The organism is Rheinheimera sp. (assembly GCF_037442345.1).
GTDB lineage: Bacteria > Pseudomonadota > Gammaproteobacteria > Enterobacterales > Alteromonadaceae > Pararheinheimera.
On sequence record NZ_JBBIQL010000025.1, the window covers coordinates 20655 to 45984 of the forward strand.

A 25330-nucleotide genomic window follows, 5' to 3' on the forward strand; every position below is an offset into this window, starting at 1 on the left:
GGGAATTTTTATGAAACTGGCCATTCTTTTTACTGCAGTGTTGCCTCTTATGGCGTTGGCTCAACCCAGCCTGAGTCGGGTGTCTGAAACCGCGGATTTACGGGTGCCCGAGTCGGCTTTGGTCTGGCAGCGTCAGTCGGGGGGGAGCCTGCTGGTGTCGGAAATTGACGGTGCAGGTACCACAGTGGATGGCCAGGGTGGGGTGGCTTTACTGCAGCTGGATGGCCGTCTCGTCAAACAGGACTGGCTGCGGGGGCTGAATGCTCCCAAAGGTATGGCTATTCACGGCGACAGGCTGTTTGTTGCTGACCTGACGGAGTTAGTGGAGGTGGACCTGAGCACGGCGCAGATCATACAGAGGTATCCGGCAGAAGGGGCGGTTTTCCTGAATGATGTCACAGTGGATGCCGCTGGCCTGGTCTATGTGTCAGATACCAGAACCAACCGAATCTACCGGCTGCAGCAGGGGAAACTGCAGTTATGGCAACAGCAGATGATGTCAGCCAATGGATTAAAAGCGACAGCACAAGGTCTGGTGGTTGGGGCTGGAAAGCAGTTGTTGCTGCTGGATGACAGCGGAAAGAGCCGCTTACTGGCGGAAGGTTTTGCATCAGGTATTGATGGCATTGAACCCTTGACTGAGGGTGGTTTTTTGGTCAGTTGCTGGGTAGGGCTGATCTACCATGTCAGTGCTGACGGCAACGTCAGTTTGTTGCTCGACAGCAAAGGCAAATTTAATACCGCCGATATTGGCTACGACCCGGCCACTCAATTGCTGTATGTGCCCGGCTTTAATGCAAATTCTTTGCAAATATACCGCTTCGAGCCCTGAGAGCGCTGGCCGCAGTACAGCAAAAGCGGCATACTGCGGCCACTGCATATTCTGACCTTTTCGCATGTGGCAATTCAGTAAAACCCTGTTCTGGCGGGCGCTGGCTTTGATGAGTCTGGCGCTGGGTTTGTTGGGTATTCCATTGCCGGTTTTACCCACAGTGCCTTTTTTACTGTTGTCGGCCTGGGCGGCCGGTAAGGGCTGGCCAGCGTTTGAACTCTGGTTAGTACAGCATCCGAAATTCGGCCCGCCGGTGCGGCGCTGGCGTGAACAGGGCGCCGTACCGCGCAAAGCCAAATGGCTGGCTTCTGTCATGATGCTGTTCAGTGTCGGGCTCTTGTGGCTGTCGGCGTCACCTCTCTGGTTAAAAGTGGCAGTGCCGTTGTTGTTGCTGGCCGTGGCCTGCTGGTTATGGCGTCGGCCGGAAACAGCTGGTTAAGGCACACTGCACCAAAGTGTTATGTCGGGTCGATCGAAGCCCGACTATGGTTGTGGCGGGCACTGTTGCCCGTGACAACCAAGGACATAACAATGAAAAAAATCCTGTTGGCTTTGTTGCTGCTCTGCACAGGCTCGCTGAATGCCGCCTGTCTGGACGCGGTGGTGCTGGTGCATGGCAACACGGCCAGTCCGTCCAGCTGGAATACCACCTACAACCTGCTGCTCAGTAAAGGTTATACCAGTGCGGATATTTACCGGCCCGCCTGGGGCAGCAGCAGTTGCGCCGCCTGCAACGACCACAATGGCTCAGAAGAAACGCCGGTTCGAACCGCAATTCAGAATGCTTTGGCCAGCTCCTGCACAGGTAAAATAGACGTGATAGGCCATTCGATGGGCGCCACTCTGGCGGCACAACAAATTACCAAACTCGGTGTGCATAGCCAGGTGGACGCTTTTGTGGGTATAGCGGGCGCCTTTCGTGGTTTATACAGCTGTGGTATTTACCCCTATAACGTCTTGACCAGTACCTGCGGACAGCACGGCTTGTCGGTCAGCAGTCCCTTCCTGGATAACCTGTATGGTGTGCGTTTTGGCAGCCGGGTCTATTCCATCAAAAGCTACAGTGACCAGATTGTCTGCTCAACCGGGACTTGTCTGGTGTACGGTGCTCACAGCAGCAGTATCTGGGGAGAGAACGGCTCCAGCACCTTTGTGTTGGGGCATTTTGCACTGCAAACCGATACGGCAAACACTCAGTATCAATTCATCAGGTAAGCGCAGGCCTGCACCGCAGCGGCGGTGCAGGCTGATATGGCTTAACGGCCGGGCTGAAAGTGCAGGCCAACCGCCAGCCGGTTCCAGGCATTAATGCTCATCACCAGCGCGGTTAAATCAACCAGTTGTTTGTCATTGAACTGGCTGCTGACGCGCTGATAGTCCGCCTCTGACGGACGCTGGCTGGCCAGCAAGGTCAGTTTTTCTGCCCAGTGCAACGCAGCCTGTTCTGCAGTGCTAAACAGCTCCGGCACGTCCACCCAGGCCGACAGCAGGTCCAGCCGCTGTTGCTGCTCGCCGTCGTTGCGGGCTTCAGTTGTGTGCATGTGCAGGCAAAAAGCACAGCCATTCAGTTGCGACACCCGCAGTTTCACCAGATGCACCAAGAGGGGGGGCAGGCCCTGGCTGGCGGCTTTATCCAGGCTGTAGAGGCCGCTCAGCAGGGCGGGTTGTAACTGATAACTGGTTTCACGGGCTATGCGTTGCGTCATGGTTGTTTCCTCAGTTGGGGGGCTGCACGCAGCATAAAGCCGACAGTCCGCCCCGCCTTGGAAATTTGCGACATGGGCAAATTTTTTGTGTGCCGCGTTTAACCCGGCGTATAAGGCCCTGTACCTGGCAATAACTGCAGCAGGGCATCGCTGATCATGCGGGGGAACACCGACAAATGGTCTTCGTCCGGGATCACCTGGTGCCTGAGCTGCAACGAAGGGTACTGACGGCTCTGCAGCAGCACAGCGAATTTCTGGGTATCGGCCACCATATTCAATGGGTTGGTTTTGTAATGCCGGGCTGTTGGCCCCTGTTGTTCATAAGCGCCGGTATAAAGCAGCACATTGGCGGGCAAGTCCTGGTGGGTACTGGCATAGGTTTTTTCCTGTTGCCAGGCCCAATACTGATCAAACCATAAAGACGGGCTGCTCAGCACATAATGGCTGAACAGTTGTGGTTCGCTGAGCAGAATTTGACTGCCCAGTAAGGCTCCGTAGGAGTGGCCAACAAACATCAGCCGTTTGGGGTCGACCCGGTAATGCCTGCTGATATAAGGCAGCACCTGAGTTTTCAGATACTGTTGATAGGCCGCCGCACCACCATAAGCCTTGGCCCCGTAGCGGGATTCGGGTTTGGCTTTGGCCAGCACATTGGTTGGGGTGTAGTCGAAGCTGCGGCTGTCGGTGGCGCTGTCTTGTTTGGCATAAGACAGCCCAATCAGAATAAAGTCTTCAATATTCTGTCCACCAGCGCCCAGACGGTTATTAATGCTGCGTACCAAAGGAAAGGCATAACTGGCGTCCGTCAGCAGCACGACCGCATAGCGTTTGTCCTGGTGTGTATGGTAAGAAGCCGGCAAGTCCAGCCAGAGCTGATACTGGCGGCCACTGCTGGGGTCGGGTAGTTCAATAACCTGAGTGTCGGGCAGGCTGAGTTCAGGAAATTCTTGCTGGGCCTGTGCTGTCCAGCCAAAAATCATCAAGGCCAGGAGCCAGAGCCTCATAACACTTCCCCCCAAAACCATTTGGCGACTTTGCCTGTCACATCGGCTTCAGCATTGGTCAGCAGCACCAGACCTATGTCTTTTTCCGGCGAATAGGCGATGTAAGGCCGGTAACCGTCCACCACTCCGCCGTGGTAAAACAGCCGGTGGTTGTCGTATTGCACCATACGCCATCCGCGGCCATACCAGGTCGAGACTTTTTTGTACTGCTGCCAGACAGGCCAGCGCGGTTTATTGGCTACCTTCACCGCAGGGCTGCGCAGCTCCTGCAGTGCTTGCGGGCTGAACACTTTGGGCTGATGGCCCAGCATCGCCAGCAGGTATTTGGCCAGATCGGTGGCGCTGGCGTTAATACCTGCCGCCGGGTTCACCCAGTAGAAATTCGGTTTGACCTGTTCGGAGCGCCAGCCTTTGCCAGCCCTGTGGTGGGGCATGGCTTTATTCTGAGTGGCGAGAAAACCGGCATAACCCACCGACGCTGTCTGCATTTTCAGCGGGCTCAGGATGTGTTGTTGCAATAAGTCAGGGTAAGGCAGGCCAGTGCTGTGCAGCAACGCCTGCTCCAGCAAACCAAACAGAATATTCTGATAGCTGTAACAGCGGCCCGGTGTGCAGCTGGTCTTCAGCAGCTTAAAACGTGGCAGGATCTGCTCCGGGGTCTGATTGTCCTCCAGCAGGTTTTCAAACGCATGAGGCATCACCCCACTGGCCTGGCTGACCACATGATCGACCGTCAGCGCTTTAGTGTCGCGTTCGCTGCCCAGCTGAAAACCGGGCACATAATGGGCCAGTGGCGCATCCAGTTTCAGGCTGCCTTGCTGGGACGCCAGCACGGTCAGGCCGCCGGTAAAGGTTTTCGACACCGACGCCAGCCGGAACACGGTGTCGGCGTCCACTTTGTCGGGTTTACCAACTTCCCGTACCCCATAAGCGCCGGTGAACACAATCTGGCCGCCTTGTACCACGGCATAAGCGCCACCCGGCACTTTGGCTTTATTCAGCGCCAGCCTGAACTCCTGGTCCAGGCCCTGCAATAACTCAGTCTGGCTGAGCTGCGCCAGCGCCGGGGTGGCCAGCAGGCTCAGCAGTCCAATCACACCAGCACGAAAGACCAGTTTCGTCATGCTGTACTCCTTGGTGATTTAAGGTGAGGTGGTCAGCAGCAAAGCCGGGTCTTGTGCCTGGCCCTGCTGCAATAATTCAAAATGTAAATGGGCACCGGTCACCCGGCCTGTCGCACCGACTTTGCCCAGAGGCTGGCCTGCCTGTAACTGCTGGCCCGGCCTGACGTCGGCTTGCTGCAGATGGGCATACAAGGTCTGGTACCCATTGCCATGGTCCAGCAACACTGCTATGCCATAGTTACTGTTCAGGCTTTGGTTGTCGGCAATCAGCACTGTGCCGCGGGCGCTGGCGTACACAGGGTCACCGGCCTGTGCGGCAAAGTCCATGCCCTGATGGCGGCGGTTTTGCCGGAACGGATGCTGCTCCCCATAAAAAGAGCTCACCCGCACCTCAGCGGCCACAGGGCGCAGCCATTCTGTCGGGCTCTGGCTGAAGCGCAGCTGAGCGCAGCCCAGTGTCAGAGCCAGGGTGAAGAGCAGCAGCAACAGGCTGCCACTTTGTTGTTGTGGCGCAGGCAAAGCCGGTAAAGGCTGAAATAAGGCGGTTAACCGTTGCTGATACTGAGCCAACACCGAAGACCGGTTAAAGGCCAGGCCATTGGGTTGCTGCTGCTGGTTCAGCTTCAGACAAAGCAGCAAGGTTTGAGCATACAGTTCTGGCTTGGAGTCTTGGCATAACTGACGGTCAACCCTTAGCTCCACAGCCTGTTGCCAGTGTTTTTGCCAGAGCGCCAGTACGGGGTTAAACCAGCACAGTGCCAGCAGCAACCGCCACAGCAGCAGCACTAAAGGGTCGCGATATTGCAGATGGGTCAGCTCATGACGGAGCAATAACTGGCGCTGTTCGGGCGGAAGTTGCACTAAATAGGCGGGCACCATCACTACAGGCTGGATCACACCAGAGGCAAAAGCTGAACTCTGGCCATAAAACAGCCGCAGTTCGACCTGACCAGGCCAGTCGGGCAGCCAGTCTTCACCCTTTAACAGTTCCGACTGCACAATAAAACGCTTTAACTGCCACTGTTGTTGCACTAAGGCCCCAAGCCACCAGGTGGTGACAAGACACAACAAGGCCAGCAGGTAATCCGTAGCTTGCCAGCCCGGTTCCACCTGCAACGAAGGGTGCACAGGCACCGCCTGCAGTTGTTGCCATTGCCAGCTGCTTTCCTGCAGCAATGCCACAGGCACAGGCCAGCTGTGCCCCAGCTCGGGCAGGGGCAGAAAAGCAAACAGGGACAACAAAGCCAGCAGCAGGTAAAAACCCGGCAAGGCTTTTAAGGCTGGCCAGCGTCGTTGCAACAGCAACTGCAGCAGCGCCAGCACTGAAGTTAAGCCAACAAAGGCCAGCAGATGCAGCAAAACCTGGCTGCTCATGATGGTTGCTCCTGAGCGGCTGACAGCATGGCCAATTGCTGTTCCAACTGCTGTAACTCTGTGCTCGTCAGCAGCCGGCTGTCGGCAAACATACTGACCGGCAAAGGTCCGTTCAGCCCCAGCACCCGGCTGGCGAAATCATTGGCCAAAGCGGCCAGAGTGGGTAACTTTTCCAGTTTGGCCTGGTAGCTGTTTTTATGGCCCTGGCTTTCCATCTGCACAAAGCCTTTTTCGGTCATACGTTCCAGCGTTTTGCGGGTGGAGGAATAGCCCCAACCCAATACAGCTTGCAGCTGGTCATGCAATTCCCGTCCAGTTTGTGGCTGCTGTTGCCATAACAGTTTTAATATTTCCAGCTCAGCGGCAGTAGGGTGTGACATCTAAACTCCGGCACTCAATGCAAAACTGGCATCAGGGTGCGACAAGTGTCGCACAAAGGCAAGTAAAAAGTGCGACCAATGTCGCACAAAAGTTTTTTCTGTTTAGCTCAGCGAACCGGTCTGATGTCACATCAGAGTCATACTGTGATTGTATAACGCAGAGTTATCGGCAAGCCCTGACCCACCCATCGGAGATCAACATGGCAGTTTCTTTTGCAGAAATGGTACAACGGCGTTTATCGCGGCGTGAGTTTTTAAAAGCCGGTACGGCGCTGGCGGCGGCCGCGGCTTTACCAGGCTGTGGCAAAACGGCGCCCACCCTGGCGGCCAGCGGTAAATCCGCCCTGACCTTTACCGAACAAAGCGCAGAAATGACCACTCAGTTGGAAGTACCGCCGGGGTATCAGGCGCAGGTGCTGCTGAAATGGGGGGAGCCGTTATGGGCCGACGGCCCGGCCTTCGATCCGCAGCAGCAAAGCGCGGAAAAACAGCAGCTACAGTTTGGGTTTAACAACGACTTTATCGGCTTTTTGCCCTTGCCGCTGGGCAGTTCGAACTCTGAGCATGGGTTGTTGGTGGTGAACCACGAGTACACCAACAGTGCCACTATGTGGCCCGGCTCACCGCCAGATACCAAGCTGGATAAAGCCCAGACCGACACCGACATAGTGGCCCATGGCTTGTCCGTGGTCGAAATTCGCTATCAGAATGGCCAGTGGCAACAGATCAAAAACTCCGCCTATACCCGACGGATCACACCGCTCACCCCCATGCAGATCAGCGGCCCGGCCGCAGGCAGCAGCCGGCTGAAAACCGCCATTTCCGCTGATGCCGTGCATACGCTGGGGACTTATGGCAATTGCGCCGGTGGCGTGACGCCCTGGGGCACAGTGCTGACCGGCGAAGAAAATATTGATGCGATGTTTGCCGGTGACTACAGCCAAAGCAGCGAGTACGACAGCCTGAAACGTTTTGGTATGGAAGTGCAGCCACAAAAAAGCTGGGCCCGGCATTACCCACGCTGGGATTTAAGCCAGCAGCCAAACGAATCTTTGCATATGGGGTGGATAGTGGAAATTGACCCGTACGACCCCAATTCCACACCGAAAAAACGCACTTTGCTGGGCCGCTTTAAACACGAAGGCGCCAATGTGTTTATCAATGCCGATGGCCGGGTCGTGGCCTATATGGGGGACGACCAGAAATTTGAATACCTGTATAAGTTTGTCTCCAGTGGTCGTTATCAGCCGGACAACAGAGCCGCCAACCTGGACTTGCTGGACAGCGGCACACTGTATTGCGCGCGTTTTGATGCTGACGGCACAGTCGACTGGCTGCCGCTGCAATTTGGCGAAGGCCCTTTACAGGCGGCCAACGGCTTTCACAGCCAGGCCGATGTATTGATTGATACCCGCAAAGCGGCCGATTTACTGGGGGCCACGCCAATGGACAGACCTGAGGATGTGGAGGTCAACCCGGCCAATGGTGCTGTCTATGTAATGCTGACCAAAAACGCTGACCGCACAGACAAACAGCTGAATCCGGTGAATCCCCGCGCCCGTAATAAAGCCGGTCAGATTGTCGAGCTGGTGCCGCCCAAAGGCGATCACACGCAAAACAGTTTCGCCTGGGAGCTGTTTTTATTGGCGGGCCGGCGCGACGACCCCAGCACCAACTATCACCCGGCCACGGCGGTCAGCAGCTGGATTGCCTGTCCGGATAACTGTGCCTTTGACAGCCAGGGCCATCTTTGGGTGACGTCCGACGGCGCTGAAGATTTTGGCATTGCCGAAGGCGTCTGGGCCACTGAGGTCAGTGGGCCAGACCGGGCCTTAATGCGGCGTTTTTTGCGTTCGCCTGTGGGCTCTGAAGTCTGTGGGCCGTTTTTTACCCCTGACGACAAACACTTTTTCTGCTCCATTCAGCACCCGGGCAGTGGCAGCAGTTTTGAGCAGCCGTCTACCCGCTGGCCGGATTTTGATGCTACATTGCCACCCCGCCCTGCAGTGGTGGTGATCAACAGACCTGATGGCAAGGTGGTTGGCAGTTAACAGGCCCTGAGTTCAGGGCGAAGACTCAGACCGCCCTGAATGAGAAGCACAGAATGCAGCCACGTATTCCTTTGTATGTATTAACCGGTTTTTTAGGCAGTGGTAAAACCACCTTGTTAAACCAGCTGGTGAAAACGCCGGTTTTCGCCAACAGCCTGGTTATTATCAATGAGTTAGGCTCTACCTCACTCGATCACTTGCTGATGACGCACAGTCAGGAAGAGCAGGTGGTCGAGCTGGCCAGCGGCTGTATTTGCTGCACTATCCGTAGTGATTTAAGTAAAACGCTGCGGGACATTGGCTGGCGTTTTGCCCGCCAGGGCCGCAAACAATTCGACCGGGTGCTGATTGAAACCACGGGCCTTGCCAATCCAACTCCTGTTTTGCACACCCTGATGGCTGATCCCAACATTGCCGATCAGTACCGGCTGCAGGGTGTGGTCAGCTGTGTCGACAGCGTCAATGGTCTGTCAACCCTGAAGGAACACTCGGAAGCGCGCCAGCAAGCGGCGGTGGCCGATTTGCTGCTGCTGACCAAACAGGATTTGCCACAAGCCCATAGTGTTGCAGAGCTAACGGCGGCGCTGCGGCCACTGAACCCGCTGGCCCACATTGCTTTGGCCGAACAAGGGCTGGCCGACTGGAAACTGATAGAGCAACTGGACCATGCCGAACCTGTGCAGTCTGAGACACCACTGCACCAATGGCTGAGTTTCACCCCGGCCGCAGCCAGCCCTGCCAGGCTGACCCCTGAGCAGCAACTGAATGCCCATGGTGACGCCATTCAGGCCTACAGCTTTGAGCTGGCAGAGCCCATACCTATGCATAAATTTGAGTTGTGGCTGAATGCACTTTTGGCGCACCAAGGCCCGGATTTATTGCGGATGAAAGCCATTTTGCATATTCAGGGTTTTCCTGGCCCTATGGTGGTTCACGGTGTGCAGCACCTGTTCCATCCGGCGGCTTTTTTAACCCAATGGCCAAACAGTGATCGCCACAGCAAGCTGGTGTTTATCACCCGCAATATTCCGCGTGAGCTGCTGGAGCAAAGTGTGCAGCAGCTGCAGCCCTCGTCTGAAGGTTAAGCCATGGTAAATCCGGTTCTGAGTTTTCTGCACCCGTTGCAGCAGCTGGAAAAACTGCTGCTGCGTATAGCCGCAGAGCGGCCGGCCTTATGGGCTGCTCAACTGGCGCCGGATATGCTGCCCTTGTGGCAACAGGCCCGCACGGCGGCCGGTTTTAGTTTACGTGCCTGCTATCCGCTGGCCGCGTTGGAGACTCCGGCCATAGAGCTGGTAACCGAAGACTGGATCGGATTGATTCAGTTTGTGCAGCAATGCCAGACGCAGTTGCAGGCGCTGGCACCTGCTGGTTTTGCTGACTGGCAACAGCGCCCCGTTGAATTTGACGCCGGTTTTGCCCACCAACAGCTGACCGGGCAGGATTACCTGCAGTTGTATGCGCTGCCCAACTTCTATTTTCATTTCAGCATCTTGTTCGCCATAGCCCGCCAGCAGGGCCTGGCCATCGGCAAAGCCGACTTTGACGGCTGGCACAGTTACCCAGCCGGGTTTAGCTGGGTTGGCTGAATAGCCTGATCAAACGGCGGTATTGCTGGTTTAGGTTTTCACTTGCTCAAGTTTTTTAAGCTCAATCAGCAATTCTGTGTTTATGGCTTCAATCTTTCTGGCAAAGTCTTTGGCATTAATTTGTTGAGCTTCCAGTAAGCTAAAGCTATTGGTTTTGTCAGCACCTGAGGTTGAAGCGTAATTGAACATTACGACTTTTAACACCTGATCAAGCTCCGCAGCTTCTTTGCCCAAAGAGCCGTCAGTTTTTACATCAGCCGTTAATTTCGTAATCATATCGTCGACTGCTTTTTGAGTTGGACTAACCCTGCTTTTGTAATCCTTTAATTTCGCTGCAAAACCGGCCAGCACTTTTTCCGCTACCACTAATGAGTCTATTGGTCTAAGCATAAATGACTCTGACAGACGTCGGCTGTTACTTAAGGAAGCCATCGCATCGTTCAGTTTACTGATGCCAATATCGTCGAAAGACTGAATACTCTTTTGGGCATACCCTATGCCTGTGTCCATGCTACAAGCGCCGTGGTAAGTGATAGCATCAGCCATTGCTCCTTCTACTGTGTATTGCGTTAAAGGTTGGGAGCGCTTTTTATCAATTTCTTTTAACAAATCAGCCCTGCTCTTTTGGATACCGGGAATAATGACGCTGGTGGCTATGGATTCGAAGATGGCTTGAGTCAATTCCGCCCGGGTTCCACTAGATATACCCGACAACCCTGACAATAATCGTGCCGTACTTTGGTCTGTAACAATGGCCCCTGCTCCACCAAGTACAGTTGTTAACGTGCCAAAGATGCCGTTGGTGTAGTTACTGACCCTTTTCAGGTAAGTCATATACAAGTTGCATCGCTGATTGGACGCAGCAATTAAGCGATCCTGGATCTGTGCGCGGTGGGCGAGAGCGTTAGTGCCCGTATTGGCCGTCAGAAATGCTTTACGCAAAATCTTGATTTTTGTTGACTCATCTTCATTGTCATAATTACCCGTATTGTTGGGATCCAATAGTAATACCAGTTGTGCGTCGGTAAAGCCTTCAAATCCTTTATCAAACATTTGGTTGGCGGACGCTGCAGTGACTCTGTGATCCCCGAAAAAGTTATCTTCGGGGGTCATACTGCAGCTGGATATTAAAAAACAGGTGAAACTGGAGATGAAAATAGCCTGTGGTTTGAGCATGACTTGTGTCCTTTGCTTTGTAGCAGCGTTGGAGGCATGGTTGGGTCTGCGAAAGGGATTAGCGCTCAACTACAACTCCCCTTCGCGCAAATGGCTTTAGAATTTCAGGCCGTAGCTATTGCCGACATTCCATACGCAATGGGCATTTACGTGTGGAAACTCCTCGTGTTGTGGCTCAATATATCGGTGCCCAAGCAGTAAACCCACGGGATCGCGTAATTTCAACTTCAGATTAGTGCTGATGCTTGCTCCACTTCGGGGGCTAAAGCTTGCAAGCAAACATGGATAATCTTTATTTTCCACGATAATTTTTGCTTCTGAGTTTAGGGCATGGAATCGTTCGTGAGCTCTCTTCTCATGTCCCGCTCCTTGGGTCTGTTGGCGTAAAAGTTCGGGAACATAATGAGAGTGTTGCATACGGTAGAATACGGAAGAGTGAACAGTGGTTCTGTATTCGCCCGGTCTGTTTTTGCTGACCTGACGGATGAATGAACTGCCAGTCAGTTGATAAGGCAGACCATATGAGTTATGTAGTTCGCCCAAGAGATCTGGTTTGACTGAGTGTCTAAAGGTCGGATCGTCCCGATCAAATTCCAGTCCCAAAGCCTCGGCTTTTTCAACAAGCCACAGCAGGCTGATATCCGAAACTTCAGATGACTCATAACCACCACCAATGTCGGAATGGACCCCGGCAAACCAACATTGTTCTACCTGCTGGTTATTTTGTGTTAAACCTTTCCACACAGAAGGCTCAAAAGGGCCTCTTTTTTCATCCAGAGCCAGCGCATGGTAAGCATGCTCTACATAGGGTGACAGTTCAGTGTCATAAAAACCGACCCAACGGTTAGTTAATTTCTTTAGCAATGGAGTTGGGGCTCCTAATGAGCCGACGGTATCCCAGACACCAATCATTTTAATCCTGGGTGCGATATTGTTTTCGCGTGTTAAAGGGCTGGTTTTAGGCCTGTGTTTGGGAGGTGTCCGATAATATTCGTAGGCTTTAGGTAGTTCTTCCCACAAATCTTTCTTTAGAATACCTGCCGCATGGATCAGGCCTGCGACGGCTCTTGCCGTGTAAGCTCCCCGACTAAAGCCAAACAAATAAATGTCATCATTGGGTTCATAGTTGTGCACGATAAAACGGTAAGCGTCTAAAACGTTTTTTTCTAAACCTTTGCCTGTCGCGCCACCTATATATTTATCAATAGGTCCCCCAGTGCCGACACCTTGGTCATAAAACACCACCTGTTGCATTCCATTACTGGCGGTGGGTTTCACGTGATGAGCAACTTTTATCACGTTGGTCGGGGAGTGATCAGGTTCATTCCAGGTACCATCACAACAGATCACAATGCGTTTATTGAGTTTATTTTCGTTCATGTAAGAGCTCTCCTTGAGTGGGGGTTATCCAAGCACTACAAAATCTTTGCCTTTCACTGCTCTGGTGCGCTGACAGACTTCGTAGCCATTGCGGCTGCCGTCATTGTTGGTATTGCCTTCAATGGTCTGAAACACACCATCCTGCATGGCAAAGCCCAGCCCTGTGTGGATCCAGTCCGAGGCGGATTTACGGTTTAAAAAAATAAACACCTGGTCGGGTTTGATGCTGGATGCCTGCTTTTCTGGCAGAAAAAGCCCGGCGGTTTTGGCCTGGCTGGCCAGCGAGTCGCAGGAGAAAGAACCGGGGACCGGCATTTTTTGCTGCTGTATTAAACAGGCTTGCTTCAGGATAAAAGTGACAAAACCGGCGCACCAATACCAGGCCGTGCCTTCATTGCCCTGCATATAAAGCCTCACCCAAGGGCCTTTGTTATCACCACCCACCTCCATGGGGTGCTGTTCCAGGTGCTGTTTGGCAACGCGCATCACTGTGCTGCTGAAGTCCGGGGCTGCCGGGCTTAAAGCGAGCGCCTGCTGCACAGGTGCAGTCAGTTTTTGCCAGCAGGTTTCGGTCAGGGATTCATTGGCAGGCAAGCGTTGTTTTTGCTGAAAACGTTGCAGACAACTCAGAGTTGCTTTGCCAAAAATACCGTCGGGTTCACAACCAAACTGCTGCAGTGACAGCCATTCCTGCAGCTTCTTCACACTGCTGCCCTTTTGTCCCAGCGTGACGGCGCCAGGGAACTGCAGTTCTTTTTGCACATGTGCCGGGAAAGGCATAAGCAAGCCTCCTCAGTAAAGGATTCTGTTGGATGATTCAATTGAAATTGATGTTTTGTCTTGCCACTGGACAACACAAAAACTGAAGGGATACGCGACGGCCTGGCTGTGACGGCTGGTTCAGTAATGGGCACTACAGACTGTTCAAGGCTAGTCAGCTTTAGGCTGATTGCCACCCTGATTCAGGAAATATTTTTCGAATTTAGTGAATTTACCAAAATTTTATTTTTCGTTTACCTTTTTGCGCATCAAACGCCTGCTGCTCTGCCACCGTTTGTCTGCGACCCCAGACAGTGGCCTGATTTCCCGGCTTGGTATGCAGGTGCCCGCTCGAAGCGCAGGGCGCCCTGGACTGGCAGTGATCTGTGTTGTGGCGTTATGCCTTTGGTTGGTCTGAGTCTGGCATTTGGGTCAGTTGCCCGCTTGTACCTCAAGGCTCTTCAGGCGCAAAGCTGCAGAGAAAACCTCAGTCCTGGCGCTGCGTTTTCGGCCGACAAAGTCCAGCCGTGCGCCAGCGCAATCTCCTGGCAGATGGACAGCCCAAGGCCAGCGCCATGGTCGCGCCGGTGCGGGCCACGCCAGAAACGGACAAACAGCTGGCTTAACTGGTCGTCACGAACCCCAGGGCCAAAGTCCCGCAGCGACAGCCCTTCAGGGCCGATAGTGATCTCCACGGCCGTCCCTTGTGGGGCATGTTGCAATGCATTTTCCAGCAGGTTTTTCAGCAAGGTAAAAAGCGCGGCACTGTCGGCTTGCCAGTACAAATCTGCGAACTGGCGGAGCTGAACCCTTACGTCTGCCGTGTCCGCCATCGGCTGCAGATAACGGCTGACTTCCTGTGCCACAGCCCCGACATCCACCCGACTGAACTGATAATTCTGCGGTTCACTGACCTCCGCCAGCAACAGCAACTGCTGGACCTGGCGGGCCATATGGCTGACATCGTTCAGCAACATATCCCGCTCGGCACTGGGTGGTTTGACTTCAATTTGCGCCCGGATCAGTGCCAGAGGTGTTTTCAGCTCATGGGCGGCAGTGGCCAAAAACTCCTGCTGCACCTGAAAGCCATGCTGCAACCGGTCCAACACCTGATTAAAGTTGCTGACCAATGGCGCGATTTCGGCTGGCACTTTGTCCAACGGTAAGCGGGTATGCAGGGAACGCGGTGAAATGGCCGCCGCCGACTGTGACAGTTGACGCAGCGGCGCCAGGGTATAGCCCAAAGTCACAAAGGCACAAAAACCGAACACAAACAGCAGCACCAGGCCAAAGACACTGACCCCCTGAGCCATAAAAGGCACCGCTATATGTTTATCCACCAAATTGAGAAAACGGCTGCTGATGGCCAGTTGCACAATCCACAGCTGACCATTGTGCTCTCTGGTTGCACTGGCGCCCTGCACATGCAACCCGTGCCTGGTAAATTCAAAATGGTCGTTACTGATTTGTTTAAGTTCTGGATCTGCAGGCCAGAAATCCTCTCCCGCTTTTGAACTCAGGGCAATTTCTCCTGAGGGGGATATCACCCGGAAGGCTGCGTCTTCACTCATGCTGTCAAAGAAAAACCAGTTTTGCTCACCATCTTCATCATCGATCACGGCAACCGGCAAATTCTGGCTGTTAAACACCAGTTCGTCAGCTGCACCTTCGACGGTGTCCATCAGATTGGTGGACAGCAGCAGCTTGCTGTTTTGGGCCGACAGCAAAGCGATCATCAGGCCGATGCAAATCAGGCTCAACAGGACCCCGATAAAATAGGCCATCAAGACCTTCAGACTGAGGCTGTTACGTGGCAGGCGCAGAGGCTTTTTGACGAAGTGCATAACCAAGGTTTCTCAAGTTGATAATCTGTTGGTTGGAGCCAATAGCCAGCAGTTTGCGCCGCAGCCGGTGAATAGCCACATCCAGGGCGTTTGGAGTGACTGTGTCGCTGAAGCCCCAGGCGGCGGCCTCCAATGCACTGTGCCGCACCACGTCGCCTTGTTTGCGGATCAGCAGCAGGGCTATTTGCAATTCGGCCGGAGCCAAAGCGACACTGTCGTCACCGCAGCAGAGCAACCCCTGTGCGGGTTTCAGTATCAGATCGGCATGGCAAGGGTCGGATGCCACGTTGTGGGCAGGACGGCGCAATAAAGCCCTTACTCTGGCCACCAGTTCATCCATCGCAAAAGGTTTGGTCAGGTAGTCATCGGCGCCGGTTTCCAGCCCTGCCACCCGATCATGCAGGGCGTCCCTCGCCGTCAGCACCAGGCAAGGAATGCCTGAGCCAGCCTGGCGCAGGCGCTTCACCAGACTGATGCCATCGCCATCCGGCAGCCCTCTGTCCAGCACCAGAGCCTGATACGGCAACTGCTGCAATGCCATCCAGGCAGGCTCCAGCTGACCAAACACATCCACAGCAATACCGGCGCTGGCCAGCTGATGACGGATCAGCTCCGCCAGACGCTCATGGTCCTCGACCAGCAGGATCCGGCTCATCAGAAACGGTAAATGTAACCAAACAGCACCCGCTGCTCGGTAGAGCTGTCGACCAACGGGCTGTCTTTAATTTCAGACCCCAGACTGGTCACACTGAGGTCTAACAGCACTGAATGGCTTGGGTTAAAGAGATACATGGCCCGCACTCCGTAGTCGATATTCATGGTTGAACTGGCTGTATAGGCCGGACGGCCGGCTCTGGCCTGGTGCTGTTGTACACCGTAAAGGTAATTGACCTCTTTGTCATCCAGCCAGCTGGCGCTCAGTTTAGGCGTCAGTATCAGATGGTCGCCAAAAAACCAGTTGCGTTCAATGCCCAGGCTCAGCCGCCGGCCTTTGCTGTGGCCTGATGCGTCGGAAAGCCATTGCAGGCTGAGGTCAGCCCAGGGGCTGGTCCATTCTGCTTTGAAGCCGGCCCACAAGCTGCCTTTGCGCTCTTCCATACCCACCAGTATTGGCGTGTCACGGATGTCATCGTCATCATAACCGCCAAAATCATAGTGCGCCGACAGACTGAAATTCAGCTGCTGTGACTCATTGAGTGTCAGACCCGGCAACTTGATGTCGAGATTAGGGCCCAGCCAACGCAGGTACTGGTTTTCATAGGTTAAAAATGGGATCACTTTGTTGTCCCTGTCCATGCCGGTGAAAGGTTTTTGCGAGCTCAGCGCCGCCACACCCAACCCCCAGTGGGACTCGTGTTCCGGTGGCTGTTGCGCTGCTGCCAGCATTGGCAGACAAAGCAGCCCAGCCAAAGCTAAACCTGGGGCGTGATGGTGACGGACTGCAGAAGGTTGAACGTGCATTGGGTGTCTCCAGACAGATTGATTTCCACACCAGCATCACAGTGCTTGTCTTACCGGCGCCTTACCGGAATTTGTTTTTTTCGGTAAGGAACCAGCAAGTTTTGCGGCCGGATAGTGGGGGCACGCACGAACCCCAACCCCGTTGTAAGTCATGCGGCAGCGGGCACCACAGGACTGTATCTGATGAACTATTCATGGCAAAAAACAGCGGCATTGTTGCTCACTCTTCTGTTGCTGCTCTGGCTACTACTGCGCGACGACCCGCCAGGTCCCATGGCCAGCGAGCCGGCGAGACCGGCTCTGACGGTGAGTGTGGTGTCTCCGCAATGGCAGAGCTGGCCGCTGCAACTGGTGGCCAGCGGCAATATCATGGCCTGGCAGGAAGCCAGCATTGGGGCCGAAGCCAATGCGCTGCGGTTGCATGAGGTGTATGTCAATGTCGGAGATCAGGTACGCAAAGGCCAACTGCTGGCTCAATTTGCAGCTGACACCGTTCAGGCCGAGCTGGCCCTTAGCCGTGCGGCCGTCAGTGAGGCGCAGGCCAGATTAAAAGATGCAGCAGCCGACGCGGCACGGGCCCGTTCTTTAGTGCATGGTTCAGTGGCGCTGTCAAAGCAGCAGGTGCAGCGTTATCTGAATGCGGAGCAGATAGCCGCTGCACAGCTGAACGCGGCGCAGGCAGCACTGCAGTTACAGCAGTTGCGCCTGAAACAATGCCGGGTACTGGCGCCGGATGACGGCGTCATTTCAGCCCGCACTGCAACCAAAGGTGCTGTGGTTCCGGCAGGACAGGAACTGTTCCGGTTAATACGGAAAAACCGGCTGGAATGGCGGGCTGAAGTGGCGGCTGGCGAGCTTGACCTGCTGCGCGCTGGTCAGCAGGTCAAGCTTCTACCTGTGGGCGGAGCGCCGGTGCAGGGGCGGCTGCGCTCCGTCGCCCCTGTGGTGGACACACAAAACCGTAATGGCTTGATTTATGTGGATTTGCCAGCTGGCAGTGCGGTCAGTGCCGGCATGTTTGCCCGTGGCGAATTTGTGCTTGGCGACAAACCGGCACTGGTGTTACCGGCGCAATCGGTAGTGCAGCGTGACGGTTTCAGCTATGTGTTTGTGCTGCAGCCGGATTCAACGGTGCGTCTGAATAAAGTCAGTACAGGGCGACGGCAGGGCGAGGCGGTAGAAATTCTGGCCGGGCTGGCGCTGACGGCCAGGGTCGTTGCACTGGGCGGTGCTTTTCTGAGTGATGGTGATCAGGTGCAACTGGCTGATCCGGCACTGGTCCGGCAGCTGTCGGCTGAGGGCATATGATGAGCCTGAATGTTTCTGCCTGGTCTATCCGTAACCCTATTCCGGCGATTTTGCTGTTCATGTTGCTGACCCTGGCGGGCGTCATCGGCTTTGGGCAGATGAAAATTCAGAATTTTCCTGATGTGGAACTGCCGTCCATTCTGGTCAGTGCTGAGCTGCCGGGGGCCTCGGCCCTGCAGTTGGAAAACGAGGTGGTGCGTAAGCTGGAAAATGCTTTTGCGTCCATTCAGGGCGTGCGGCATATCAAAAGCCAGCTGAGCGACGGACAAGCCACCATGGAGGTGCAGTTCCAGCTGGAAAAGCCATTGCAGGAAGCTCTGGACGATGTGCGGGACGCGGTATCACGCCAACGGTCGGAATTGCCGGCTGAACTGCCGGAACCTGTTGTCCGCAAAGAGGAGTTTTCCAGCGAGGCCATTCTGACTTATGCGGTGCAGAGCGACCGCCTGGATGAACAGGAACTGTCCTGGTTTGTGGACCATCAGGTCAGTAAGGCAATTCAGGCGCTGCCCGGCGTTGGCACTGTTTACCGGCTGGGTGGGGTGCAGCGTGAAATGAGGGTGCAGCCCACAGCGCAGCAATTGCTGGCATTTAACTTCAGTACGGCGGAATTGTCCCGGCAGTTACGGCAGGTGCTGCAGGACGAGTCCGGGGGGCAGTCGGATCTGGGGGGCGCGCAGCAATCGGTGCGGACCTTGTCGACAGTGCAGTCGGCGGAGGAGCTGGCACAGCTGGAGCTGACGCTGGCCACAGGACAGCGTTTGCAGCTGCGTCAGATTGCCACAGTGTCTGACACCGTCGCAGAACCTCAGACCCAGGCTTTGCTGGATGAACAGACTGTGGTGGGGTTCGAAATTGTCCGGGCCAAAGGGGCCGGAGAGCTGGAGGTGGCTGAGCGGGTGCGGGCTGCGTTGCAGCAGCTGCAGCTGGCGCATCCGGATGTGCAGGTGCTGGAGGTTGCCGACCTGACCTTCGCTGTTGCTGAGAATTATCAGGGGTCGCTGGCGCTGCTGTATGAGGGAGCAATTCTGGCGGTACTGGTGGTCTGGCTGTTTTTGCGTAATGGCCGCGCCACGCTGGTGGCTGCTGCTGCGTTGCCGCTGTCGGTGATCCCGACCTTTGCGTTGATGCACTGGCTGGGCTACAGCCTCAATACGGTCACCTTGCTGTCGTTGTCGTTGGTGGTTGGCATTCTGGTCGATGACGCTATTGTTGAAATTGAAAACATTATGCGCCATCTGCGTCAGGGCAAAACTCCGTATCAGGCCGCTATGGACGCAGCGGACGAAATTGGTCTGGCGGTCATTGCCACCACCTTCTCACTGATAGCAGTCTTTCTGCCAACCGCATTTATGGGGGGCGTGGTTGGGCGGTTTTTTGTCCAGTTTGGCTGGACTGCCGCTATTGCAGTGCTGTTTTCTTTGCTGGTGGCCCGCATGCTGACACCCATGCTGGCTGCTTATTTTTTACAAGCGCCAGCCCATCCGGAGCCTGCGTCGCCCTGGCAGCAGCATTACCAGCGTTGGTTGCCCAGTTGCCTGACGTATCGCGGGCGCACTGCCCTGGCGGCAGCCGCCTGTTTTGCCAGCAGCCTGGCACTGCTGCCGTTATTGCCCACTGGTTTTATTCCGGCTGACGATCTGTCACACAGCCGGGTGACTGTCACTTTACCGCCAGGCAGCACCTTGCAGGATACCCGTGAAGTCAGCCGGCAGCTGCGTACACTGATCCGGCAACAACCAGAGGTCAGCCAGATTTTTACTGTATTGGGGGCGGCTGGTGGCGATTCGGAAGCGTCGGCCGGCCAGCACCTGACGCAACAAAATAAAGCGAGCCTGACGCTGAACCTGGTGCCGCGAGCGGAACGCGAGTTGTCCAGAACACAGATTGAAAGCCAGCTGCGGCAGTTATTGTCGGCCGTGCCTGGTGTGCGGATTAAGGTGGGTAACAGCGAGTCTGACCACTACATTCTGGTGCTGAGCGGGGAAGACAATCAACTGCTGACGCAGTTTGCCAGTCAGGTTGAAAAGCAACTGCGCACTATTCCCGGCACGGGGGCCGTGATGTCCAGTGCCAGCCTGACCCGGCCGGAGCTGAGGGTGCAGCCGGATTTTACCTTGGCGGCCCGGGCAGGTGTGACCCCGGCAGACATCGCTGACAGCCTGCGGATTGCCACCAGCGGTGATTATGGTCAGGAGCTGGCCAAACTGAATTTCAGCGAACGCCAGGTACCGGTGCGGGTTCGGCTGAGTGCTGAAGACAGGGCGGACCTGAGTCTGCTCAGACGTTTGCCTGTACCAGGTCTTTATGGCGCAGTACCGCTGGACTCTGTGGCTGACATTGAGATGGGCAGCGGTCCTTCGGATCTGACGCGTTATGACCGGCTGCGCAATATCAGTCTGGAAGTGGAGCTCAATGGCCGTTCTCTGGGGCAGGTGGAGCAGGACATTCTGGCGCTGCCGCTGCTGCAGCAACTGCCTGCCGGAATTTATCTGGGGGCCGAAGGGGATGCGGAACAAATGGCTGAACTGTTCGGCAGCTTCAGTCTGGCCATGGCCACAGGTGTGTTTTGTATCTATATGGTGCTGGTGCTGCTGTTTAAGGATTTTGTGCAGCCGGTCACTATTCTGGCGGCACTGGTATTGTCGGTGCCAGGTGCTTTGTTGGCACTCTTTGTAACGCAGTCCGCGCTGTCGATGCCCTCGATGATTGGTCTGATCATGCTGATTGGCATTGCCACCAAAAACTCCATTCTGCTGGTGGATTACATCATTATCGCCCGTCGTGAGCTGGGCCTGCCGCGCTGGCAAGCGGTACTGGATGCCTGCCAGAAAAGAGCACGGCCTATTGTGATGACCAGCCTGGCGATGGGCGCTGGCATGCTGCCTGTTGCGTTGGGTTTGGGCGCGGATGCCAGCTTTCGTGCCCCTATGGCTATTGTGGTGACAGGCGGCTTAGTGACCTCCACTGTGCTTAGCCTGCTGGTGGTCCCCGTGGTGTTTACCTATGTCGACGACCTGGTGTGTTGGGTACGCATCACCTTATTAACCCGGAGTCAATCATCATGATGAACTGGACCCATTTGTTGCTATTGGGGCTGGCGCTGTACAGCGTCTTGTCGGTGTATTATGTGTATCGCTGGCGTGGTTCTGTGCGTTACGCCGGTTTCAGCCAGTATTTGCGTAAAGCCTGGCCAGTATTTGCGCCACTGAATTGCCTGTTGTATATGACCACCACAGCCCGGGCGCGCAAGCCGGTGCTGTCAGCGAGTGAGATACCGGAGACAGAGCTGCTGCGGCAAAATTGGCCGCTGATCCGCGCTGAAGCCCAGGCGCTGCTGGAGGCCGGCTTATTTGATGCCATCCGTACCCCAGGTTCAGCCGGTTATTACGATTTGGGCTTTCGTACCTTTTACAAACGGGGCTGGAGTAAGTTTTATCTGAGCTGGTACGGCACCACACATCAATCTGCCCAGCGGCTGTGCCCGCAAACCGTTGCCTTGCTGCAGCAGGTGCCGGCAGTGCGTGGTGCCATGTTTTCTCTGTTGCCGCCCGGTGCCGAGCTAAGCCTGCACTCTGACCCGCTGGCGTGCTCGCTGCGCTACCATCTGGGGCTCATCACGCCAAATTCAGCACAGTGCCGCATTGTGGTTGATGGCCACAGCCGCAGCTGGCAGGACGGCCAGGATTTTGTATTTGACGAAACCTACCCGCACCATGCACTTAATCACACAGCGCAGTACAGGTTAATTCTGATGTGTGATGTGGACAGGCCGTTAAACTGGCTGGGGCGGCAGTTTAATAAGGGCTACCTGCGTCTGGCACGGCACTCGCTGGTGCCAAACTTGCCGGAAGATCAGCAAGGCGCTGTCAGTGCTTTGTTTGCGGCATTAAGCCCCTGGCAGCAGCGGGCCATGCAGCTGAAAGCATCGCACCGTACCCTGTATAAACTGCTGAAATGGGTGCTGAACACCAGCCTGGTGTTGCTGCTGGCCGCGCTGGTGATGCTGGTAGCCAAAGGGCTGGATGCGTTTCTCTGGCAAGGTGGGCTGGTGCTGCTGCATTCGTAAACAGAGGGCAGCATTCTGGCTGCCCCGTTTTTTGGGCTCAGGCCACTTCGGCGCGGGCCTGCAACAGCTGGAACAGCTCGTCTTTGAGCAGCACCCGCTGCTTTTTCTGATGGTCCAGGTACTGGTCGCTGGTGGTTTCGACGCCTTGTTCAATGCGGTGAATTTCGTGATCCAGTTCGTGATAACGCTGAAACAGCACGGCAAAATGGTTGTCGGACAACTTCAGTTGGTGGATCTGATCGCGAAACTCTGGGAATTCATGCACTAAATCGTGTTTTTCTGACATAGACTGGCTCCTTTAAGCGCAATGCTGGCAGTACAAAGTAAGGGGTAAAGCTTGCAGCCGGGGTGCGGCGATCGACTGACCGCAGCGGCTGCACAGGCCATAACGACCGGCGTCAAAGCGGTCCAACGCGGCTTCGGCGGCATAAAGTTCGGCTGCCAGCTGAGTTTCCAGTTGTTGCAGCACTTCATCATTTTCCCGCTCAGCAGCCTGATCGGGGCCGTCTTTGCTGTGGCTTTGACGGAAATCCTGCTGCAGCTTGTGCAAACGTTGTTGTAACTCTTGCTGCAACAGTTGCAATTGCTCACGTTGAATCAGCATCACACTCTCCTCGGCTTGATACTGTTATCCTAGTCGCCGGGGCCAGGCGACAGCTTGATCCAAAACAACAAAAGAGTGCTGTCTGCAGGCAGCTCTCAAAAGGACTGCAATGATTGGTTTAGGCGATCTGAATGCCCGCTTTCGGGTTTATGTGCAAAACCGGCCGCCGCTGCCGCAGTATCAGCAGTTATGGCAACTGCAAGCACTGCAAGCGGGTGAGATCGATCAGATTTACCGCGACTGCGGCAATGGCTGGCGCAAGCTGTTTAATGTGTATGCCAAGCTACTGTTTGAGCTGGGACCCGCCTTTGGTTTTGCGCAACAAGCGCCAAGCTGGCAGCAGTACCGTGACCAGTGGTTGCTGCAACAAGGTTCGGGCACCGCGCTGCTATTTAGCCCGCCCGATCTGACTGCCACCGACTGTGTTCATCTGATTGCCGGGCGTAGCTGCGCCAAAGCCTGGATAGAGCAGAAGCAGCTGCACAGTCAGTTGCATTGGCTGAATCAGGAGTTTGCGATTGACCCGGCCAACCGGCTGCTGGTAACGCCTTATTTTGATTACCGCCAGCTGAGTAATGAAAAAATCACCAAAGCCGCAGGCTTAGTGCGACAACTGGCCAGCAGAACATAACAAAAAGGGCCGGAAATTCCGGCCCTTGGTTTGCAGATGATTGCTGGGGTTAAATCCGCGATAAACGCCAAAAGGCGGCTGCCATTAGCAGGGCTGTGGCGTCCACACCAAAGCGGATCCAATGGCCTTGCCAGAAGGCGCTGAATAACTGCTCACCGCTGTGCAGGTAACCGGCTACAGGGATCAACAGCGTCAGCAGTGCAGTCAGCCGCAGCAATTCACGCCGGGCCAGCACTGCAGGGCGCACAAAAGCCCACAGCAGCGCCAGACCGAACAGCGCAAAATAGACCTTGGCGTGCAGCGCTTCTGGCAGCAAGGCGCCCGCCAAAAACAGCCCAGACACACCAGCCATAGCACCAATACAGGTGCCGTCGGTTAAGGCGGTCAGAAAACGGATAGAGCGCGGTTGCAACACATCGCCGCTTTTACGCCGGGCTTCAATCCACATCAGGTTGCCGCTGTAAAACAAAAAGGCACCGGCCAGGCCCAGCACAAAGTACAACCACTTCACCGGGTACTCACCAAAATTGCCGTAATGCAGGCTTTGCAGGCCACGTAAAAAGGTGGTGCCTGGCCGGTACTGCTCCGGCGTCAACTGGCCCAGTACTTCGCCCGTACCAGCGTTTAACACCACAGCGCCACTTTGAGTGACGGTCTGGCTGTGCACATGGCCATAAAAAGTGACATTGCCGTTTTCATCGCCTGCGTCATGGTAATACAGGCTTTCTATTTCCAGCTCCGGCAGCACGGCCTGGGCTTTGGCCAGCAGTTCGGTGACCGGCAGCAGTGGCACTTTTACGCCTGTAGGTTCGACATGGGCGACCACTTCAAACTCAGGTTCCAGAATTTCCAGCAGCTTGCCGTCGTACACCAGAAACTGATAAGGCGCCAACAGCACAAAGCCGATGGTCAGTACGGCACCACTCCAGGCGAACAGCACATGAAAAGGCAAAGACAAGACGCCAACCAGATTGTGGGCGTCCTGCCAGACTCGTTTCAGGCTTTGACCCAGGCGCAGTGCAAATAAGTCTTTAAGAAATACCGGCGCATAAATAATGATGCCGCTTACCAGCGCCAGACCATACAAAATGCAGACAATACCAAAAAGGTAAGTGCCAAACAGTCGCGGTAAACCAGCGGTAAAGTGCAGGTCGTAAATCAGGCTGACAAAATCCTGCCGGGCTGGCGTCTGGCTCAGTTCGTCACCTTGCCACTTAATTATTTGCTGCTGGCCGTTTTGTGGGTTGTACCAATACAAGCTCAAATCCGGGCCATGATGCCCTGGCAGCACCAGGCTAAAACCATGAGCAGCTTCAGGGGTTTGCGCTAAAAACTGGTCGATCAGCGGCTGGGCGCGGTCCAGGCTGGCAGCCTGGCGCAGTTCGCCCTGTTGTTGCCAGCTCGTCAGTTCATGCACAAAGACCGACACCGAACCGGCGTAAAAGGCGATAAACAAAAACAGACCGGCCACCAATCCAGTCCAGGTATGCACAGCCCTGAAGCTTTTTTGTGTACTGACTTTCATCCTGCCGGCCCCAACACTAGTTTTAATCCATGCAATAAGCCGTAACTGACAATGGTCAGGCCCGCCATCAGCTTCCAGGCGCTTTTGCCGCTTTGGCATAAAAACACCAGTGACATCAGGCCGACCCAAAGCGGAAAAGACAGCAGTAACCAGGACATGGTCCAGCGCTGTTCAGTACCAGGGAATAGCAAAGCAAGCAGGCCAATAGTGGCGATAGTGAGCGGCAGCCCAAAGAGTGCGGCAGCTGTTGATTTACCCCACATGATTTTTACTCCTCCACTGAGCCAGCACAGGCAACAACACCCAAGCCAGCATCAGTGCGGCCAGCACCAGATAAAAGCCGGGCCAGAAGCCATAACCTATAGCAGCCAGCCATAACGCCAGCGCCAGACTAACGACCACACCGGCCCAGAGCAGGGCGGGTTTATAGCTGTGCTGCTGGCGCGGGGCCAGCAGGTACAGCAACCAGGCAGCCAGCAGGCTGCAGACGAAAGTGCCTAAAGTCAGCATTGT

Annotated in this window: 26 protein-coding genes; 10 read left to right on the forward strand and 16 right to left on the reverse strand. The window is 55.2% G+C overall.

The genetic code is table 11. The annotated features are described in order from the left end of the window. The first annotated feature begins 10 nt into the window (after nucleotides 1-10). The 3 genes from WKJ04_RS15040 to WKJ04_RS15050 all read left to right on the forward strand — a co-directional run bounded on the left by WKJ04_RS15040 (nucleotide 11) and on the right by WKJ04_RS15050 (nucleotide 2047). Nucleotides 11-832, forward strand: coding sequence for a hypothetical protein (locus WKJ04_RS15040; protein ID WP_337881153.1), 822 nt, complete (start codon nucleotides 11-13; stop codon nucleotides 830-832). Between the two features lie 64 nt (nucleotides 833-896). Next, on the forward strand, nucleotides 897-1271 hold the full coding sequence (locus WKJ04_RS15045) for a YbaN family protein (protein ID WP_337881154.1): 375 nt from the start codon (nucleotides 897-899) through the stop codon (nucleotides 1269-1271). 92 nt (nucleotides 1272-1363) lie between these two features. After that, nucleotides 1364-2047: an alpha/beta fold hydrolase gene (locus WKJ04_RS15050; protein ID WP_337881155.1), complete on the forward strand. Its 684-nt coding sequence runs from the start codon at nucleotides 1364-1366 to the stop codon at nucleotides 2045-2047. A gap of 41 nt (nucleotides 2048-2088) precedes the next feature. Here WKJ04_RS15050 and WKJ04_RS15055 read toward each other — a convergent pair whose 3' ends face one another. The 5 genes from WKJ04_RS15055 to WKJ04_RS15075 all read right to left on the reverse strand — a co-directional run bounded on the left by WKJ04_RS15055 (nucleotide 2089) and on the right by WKJ04_RS15075 (nucleotide 6420). Then, nucleotides 2089-2538, reverse strand: a complete 450-nt coding sequence (locus WKJ04_RS15055; RefSeq protein WP_337881156.1) for a carboxymuconolactone decarboxylase family protein — start codon at nucleotides 2536-2538, stop codon at nucleotides 2089-2091. 98 nt (nucleotides 2539-2636) lie between these two features. Continuing rightward, the gene (locus WKJ04_RS15060) at nucleotides 2637-3542 is read right to left on the reverse strand and encodes an alpha/beta hydrolase-fold protein (protein WP_337881157.1); all 906 of its coding nucleotides are present in this window, start codon (nucleotides 3540-3542) and stop codon (nucleotides 2637-2639) included. Continuing rightward, a complete protein-coding gene (locus WKJ04_RS15065) occupies nucleotides 3539-4666 on the reverse strand; it encodes a serine hydrolase domain-containing protein (RefSeq protein WP_337881158.1) in 1128 nt (375 codons plus the stop codon). Before WKJ04_RS15065 ends, WKJ04_RS15060 begins: the two co-directional genes overlap by 4 nt. Nucleotides 4667-4684: 18 nt before the next feature. Next, the gene (locus tag WKJ04_RS15070; protein ID WP_337881159.1) at nucleotides 4685-6040 is read right to left on the reverse strand and encodes a peptidoglycan DD-metalloendopeptidase family protein; all 1356 of its coding nucleotides are present in this window, start codon (nucleotides 6038-6040) and stop codon (nucleotides 4685-4687) included. After that, nucleotides 6037-6420 (reverse strand): BlaI/MecI/CopY family transcriptional regulator, encoded by a 384-nt coding sequence (locus tag WKJ04_RS15075; protein WP_337881160.1) that lies wholly within the window; start codon nucleotides 6418-6420, stop codon nucleotides 6037-6039. The genes WKJ04_RS15070 and WKJ04_RS15075 overlap by 4 nt, the downstream gene beginning before the upstream one ends. 200 nt (nucleotides 6421-6620) lie before the next feature. Here WKJ04_RS15075 and WKJ04_RS15080 point away from each other — a divergent pair, with 200 nt between their 5' ends. From WKJ04_RS15080 to WKJ04_RS15090, 3 genes are read left to right on the forward strand one after another with little or no spacing between them, the layout of a single operon-like run. Continuing rightward, nucleotides 6621-8471: a PhoX family phosphatase gene (locus WKJ04_RS15080; protein WP_337881161.1), complete on the forward strand. Its 1851-nt coding sequence runs from the start codon at nucleotides 6621-6623 to the stop codon at nucleotides 8469-8471. A 53-nt stretch (nucleotides 8472-8524) separates the two neighbouring features. Next, nucleotides 8525-9556 (forward strand): GTP-binding protein, encoded by a 1032-nt coding sequence (locus WKJ04_RS15085; RefSeq protein ID WP_337881162.1) that lies wholly within the window; start codon nucleotides 8525-8527, stop codon nucleotides 9554-9556. Nucleotides 9557-9559: 3 nt separating this feature from the next. Next, a complete protein-coding gene (locus tag WKJ04_RS15090) occupies nucleotides 9560-10060 on the forward strand; it encodes a DUF1993 family protein (protein ID WP_337881163.1) in 501 nt (166 codons plus the stop codon). Between the two features lie 30 nt (nucleotides 10061-10090). On the opposite strand, the gene WKJ04_RS15095 is transcribed toward WKJ04_RS15090, so the two are convergent. The 6 genes from WKJ04_RS15095 to WKJ04_RS15120 all read right to left on the reverse strand — a co-directional run bounded on the left by WKJ04_RS15095 (nucleotide 10091) and on the right by WKJ04_RS15120 (nucleotide 16680). Further along, a complete protein-coding gene (locus tag WKJ04_RS15095) occupies nucleotides 10091-11236 on the reverse strand; it encodes a hypothetical protein (RefSeq protein WP_337881164.1) in 1146 nt (381 codons plus the stop codon). Nucleotides 11237-11332: 96 nt separating this feature from the next. Beyond that, nucleotides 11333-12616 carry a DUF2235 domain-containing protein gene (locus tag WKJ04_RS15100; RefSeq protein WP_337881165.1) on the reverse strand — a complete coding sequence of 428 codons (1284 nt, stop codon included), beginning with the start codon at nucleotides 12614-12616 and terminating at the stop codon, nucleotides 11333-11335. A gap of 24 nt (nucleotides 12617-12640) precedes the next feature. Further along, entirely contained in the window at nucleotides 12641-13396 is a 756-nt protein-coding gene (locus WKJ04_RS15105) for a peptidoglycan-binding domain-containing protein (protein ID WP_337881166.1), read from the reverse strand. A 440-nt stretch (nucleotides 13397-13836) separates the two neighbouring features. Then, nucleotides 13837-15219, reverse strand: a complete 1383-nt coding sequence (locus WKJ04_RS15110; protein WP_337881167.1) for an ATP-binding protein — start codon at nucleotides 15217-15219, stop codon at nucleotides 13837-13839. After that, nucleotides 15182-15874: a response regulator transcription factor gene (locus WKJ04_RS15115; protein WP_337881168.1), complete on the reverse strand. Its 693-nt coding sequence runs from the start codon at nucleotides 15872-15874 to the stop codon at nucleotides 15182-15184. Before WKJ04_RS15115 ends, WKJ04_RS15110 begins: the two co-directional genes overlap by 38 nt. Continuing rightward, nucleotides 15874-16680 (reverse strand): MipA/OmpV family protein, encoded by an 807-nt coding sequence (locus tag WKJ04_RS15120; protein WP_337881169.1) that lies wholly within the window; start codon nucleotides 16678-16680, stop codon nucleotides 15874-15876. Before WKJ04_RS15120 ends, WKJ04_RS15115 begins: the two co-directional genes overlap by 1 nt. A 183-nt stretch (nucleotides 16681-16863) precedes the next feature. On the opposite strand from WKJ04_RS15120, the gene WKJ04_RS15125 reads away from it, so the two are divergent. The 3 genes from WKJ04_RS15125 to WKJ04_RS15135 are packed head-to-tail and all read left to right on the forward strand — an operon-like array spanning nucleotide 16864 to nucleotide 22057. Next, nucleotides 16864-17988: an efflux RND transporter periplasmic adaptor subunit gene (locus WKJ04_RS15125; RefSeq protein ID WP_337881170.1), complete on the forward strand. Its 1125-nt coding sequence runs from the start codon at nucleotides 16864-16866 to the stop codon at nucleotides 17986-17988. Then, a complete protein-coding gene (locus tag WKJ04_RS15130; protein ID WP_337881171.1) occupies nucleotides 17988-21056 on the forward strand; it encodes an efflux RND transporter permease subunit in 3069 nt (1022 codons plus the stop codon). The genes WKJ04_RS15125 and WKJ04_RS15130 overlap by 1 nt, the downstream gene beginning before the upstream one ends. Beyond that, complete coding sequence (locus WKJ04_RS15135) at nucleotides 21053-22057, forward strand: aspartyl/asparaginyl beta-hydroxylase domain-containing protein (RefSeq protein ID WP_337881172.1); 1005 nt, start codon at nucleotides 21053-21055, stop codon at nucleotides 22055-22057. The genes WKJ04_RS15130 and WKJ04_RS15135 overlap by 4 nt, the downstream gene beginning before the upstream one ends. Nucleotides 22058-22094: 37 nt before the next feature. Here the strand turns inward: WKJ04_RS15135 and WKJ04_RS15140 are convergent, their stop codons facing one another. Next, complete coding sequence (locus WKJ04_RS15140; RefSeq protein WP_337881173.1) at nucleotides 22095-22343, reverse strand: YdcH family protein; 249 nt, start codon at nucleotides 22341-22343, stop codon at nucleotides 22095-22097. A gap of 12 nt (nucleotides 22344-22355) precedes the next feature. Further along, a complete protein-coding gene (locus WKJ04_RS15145; protein ID WP_337881174.1) occupies nucleotides 22356-22661 on the reverse strand; it encodes a TraR/DksA C4-type zinc finger protein in 306 nt (101 codons plus the stop codon). A gap of 109 nt (nucleotides 22662-22770) precedes the next feature. On the opposite strand from WKJ04_RS15145, the gene WKJ04_RS15150 reads away from it, so the two are divergent. After that, a complete protein-coding gene (locus tag WKJ04_RS15150) occupies nucleotides 22771-23292 on the forward strand; it encodes a hypothetical protein (RefSeq protein WP_337881175.1) in 522 nt (173 codons plus the stop codon). Nucleotides 23293-23341: 49 nt separating this feature from the next. Here WKJ04_RS15150 and WKJ04_RS15155 read toward each other — a convergent pair whose 3' ends face one another. The 3 genes from WKJ04_RS15155 to WKJ04_RS15165 are packed head-to-tail and all read right to left on the reverse strand — an operon-like array spanning nucleotide 23342 to nucleotide 25327. Next, nucleotides 23342-24817: a PepSY-associated TM helix domain-containing protein gene (locus tag WKJ04_RS15155; RefSeq protein ID WP_337881176.1), complete on the reverse strand. Its 1476-nt coding sequence runs from the start codon at nucleotides 24815-24817 to the stop codon at nucleotides 23342-23344. Next, on the reverse strand, nucleotides 24814-25080 hold the full coding sequence (locus WKJ04_RS15160; protein ID WP_337881177.1) for a hypothetical protein: 267 nt from the start codon (nucleotides 25078-25080) through the stop codon (nucleotides 24814-24816). The genes WKJ04_RS15155 and WKJ04_RS15160 overlap by 4 nt, the downstream gene beginning before the upstream one ends. Beyond that, a complete protein-coding gene (locus WKJ04_RS15165) occupies nucleotides 25070-25327 on the reverse strand; it encodes a hypothetical protein (RefSeq protein ID WP_337881178.1) in 258 nt (85 codons plus the stop codon). Before WKJ04_RS15165 ends, WKJ04_RS15160 begins: the two co-directional genes overlap by 11 nt. Nucleotides 25328-25330: the final 3 nt, after the last annotated feature.

Bases quoted from the DNA above. Each gene is read 5' to 3' on its own strand.
- WKJ04_RS15040 (WP_337881153.1), top strand. From the start codon at position 11: ATGAAACTGGCCATTCTTTTTACTGCAGTGTTGCCTCTTATGGCGTTG.
- WKJ04_RS15045 (WP_337881154.1), top strand. From the start codon at position 897: ATGTGGCAATTCAGTAAAACCCTGTTCTGGCGGGCGCTGGCTTTGATG.
- WKJ04_RS15050 (WP_337881155.1), top strand. From the start codon at position 1,364: ATGAAAAAAATCCTGTTGGCTTTGTTGCTGCTCTGCACAGGCTCGCTG.
- WKJ04_RS15055 (WP_337881156.1), bottom strand. From the start codon at position 2,538: ATGACGCAACGCATAGCCCGTGAAACCAGTTATCAGTTACAACCCGCC.
- WKJ04_RS15060 (WP_337881157.1), bottom strand. From the start codon at position 3,542: ATGAGGCTCTGGCTCCTGGCCTTGATGATTTTTGGCTGGACAGCACAG.
- WKJ04_RS15065 (WP_337881158.1), bottom strand. From the start codon at position 4,666: ATGACGAAACTGGTCTTTCGTGCTGGTGTGATTGGACTGCTGAGCCTG.
- WKJ04_RS15070 (WP_337881159.1), bottom strand. From the start codon at position 6,040: ATGAGCAGCCAGGTTTTGCTGCATCTGCTGGCCTTTGTTGGCTTAACT.
- WKJ04_RS15075 (WP_337881160.1), bottom strand. From the start codon at position 6,420: ATGTCACACCCTACTGCCGCTGAGCTGGAAATATTAAAACTGTTATGG.
- WKJ04_RS15080 (WP_337881161.1), top strand. From the start codon at position 6,621: ATGGCAGTTTCTTTTGCAGAAATGGTACAACGGCGTTTATCGCGGCGT.
- WKJ04_RS15085 (WP_337881162.1), top strand. From the start codon at position 8,525: ATGCAGCCACGTATTCCTTTGTATGTATTAACCGGTTTTTTAGGCAGT.
- WKJ04_RS15090 (WP_337881163.1), top strand. From the start codon at position 9,560: ATGGTAAATCCGGTTCTGAGTTTTCTGCACCCGTTGCAGCAGCTGGAA.
- WKJ04_RS15095 (WP_337881164.1), bottom strand. From the start codon at position 11,236: ATGCTCAAACCACAGGCTATTTTCATCTCCAGTTTCACCTGTTTTTTA.
- WKJ04_RS15100 (WP_337881165.1), bottom strand. From the start codon at position 12,616: ATGAACGAAAATAAACTCAATAAACGCATTGTGATCTGTTGTGATGGT.
- WKJ04_RS15105 (WP_337881166.1), bottom strand. From the start codon at position 13,396: ATGCCTTTCCCGGCACATGTGCAAAAAGAACTGCAGTTCCCTGGCGCC.
- WKJ04_RS15110 (WP_337881167.1), bottom strand. From the start codon at position 15,219: ATGCACTTCGTCAAAAAGCCTCTGCGCCTGCCACGTAACAGCCTCAGT.
- WKJ04_RS15115 (WP_337881168.1), bottom strand. From the start codon at position 15,874: ATGAGCCGGATCCTGCTGGTCGAGGACCATGAGCGTCTGGCGGAGCTG.
- WKJ04_RS15120 (WP_337881169.1), bottom strand. From the start codon at position 16,680: ATGCACGTTCAACCTTCTGCAGTCCGTCACCATCACGCCCCAGGTTTA.
- WKJ04_RS15125 (WP_337881170.1), top strand. From the start codon at position 16,864: ATGAACTATTCATGGCAAAAAACAGCGGCATTGTTGCTCACTCTTCTG.
- WKJ04_RS15130 (WP_337881171.1), top strand. From the start codon at position 17,988: ATGAGCCTGAATGTTTCTGCCTGGTCTATCCGTAACCCTATTCCGGCG.
- WKJ04_RS15135 (WP_337881172.1), top strand. From the start codon at position 21,053: ATGATGAACTGGACCCATTTGTTGCTATTGGGGCTGGCGCTGTACAGC.
- WKJ04_RS15140 (WP_337881173.1), bottom strand. From the start codon at position 22,343: ATGTCAGAAAAACACGATTTAGTGCATGAATTCCCAGAGTTTCGCGAT.
- WKJ04_RS15145 (WP_337881174.1), bottom strand. From the start codon at position 22,661: ATGCTGATTCAACGTGAGCAATTGCAACTGTTGCAGCAAGAGTTACAA.
- WKJ04_RS15150 (WP_337881175.1), top strand. From the start codon at position 22,771: ATGATTGGTTTAGGCGATCTGAATGCCCGCTTTCGGGTTTATGTGCAA.
- WKJ04_RS15155 (WP_337881176.1), bottom strand. From the start codon at position 24,817: ATGAAAGTCAGTACACAAAAAAGCTTCAGGGCTGTGCATACCTGGACT.
- WKJ04_RS15160 (WP_337881177.1), bottom strand. From the start codon at position 25,080: ATGTGGGGTAAATCAACAGCTGCCGCACTCTTTGGGCTGCCGCTCACT.
- WKJ04_RS15165 (WP_337881178.1), bottom strand. From the start codon at position 25,327: ATGCTGACTTTAGGCACTTTCGTCTGCAGCCTGCTGGCTGCCTGGTTG.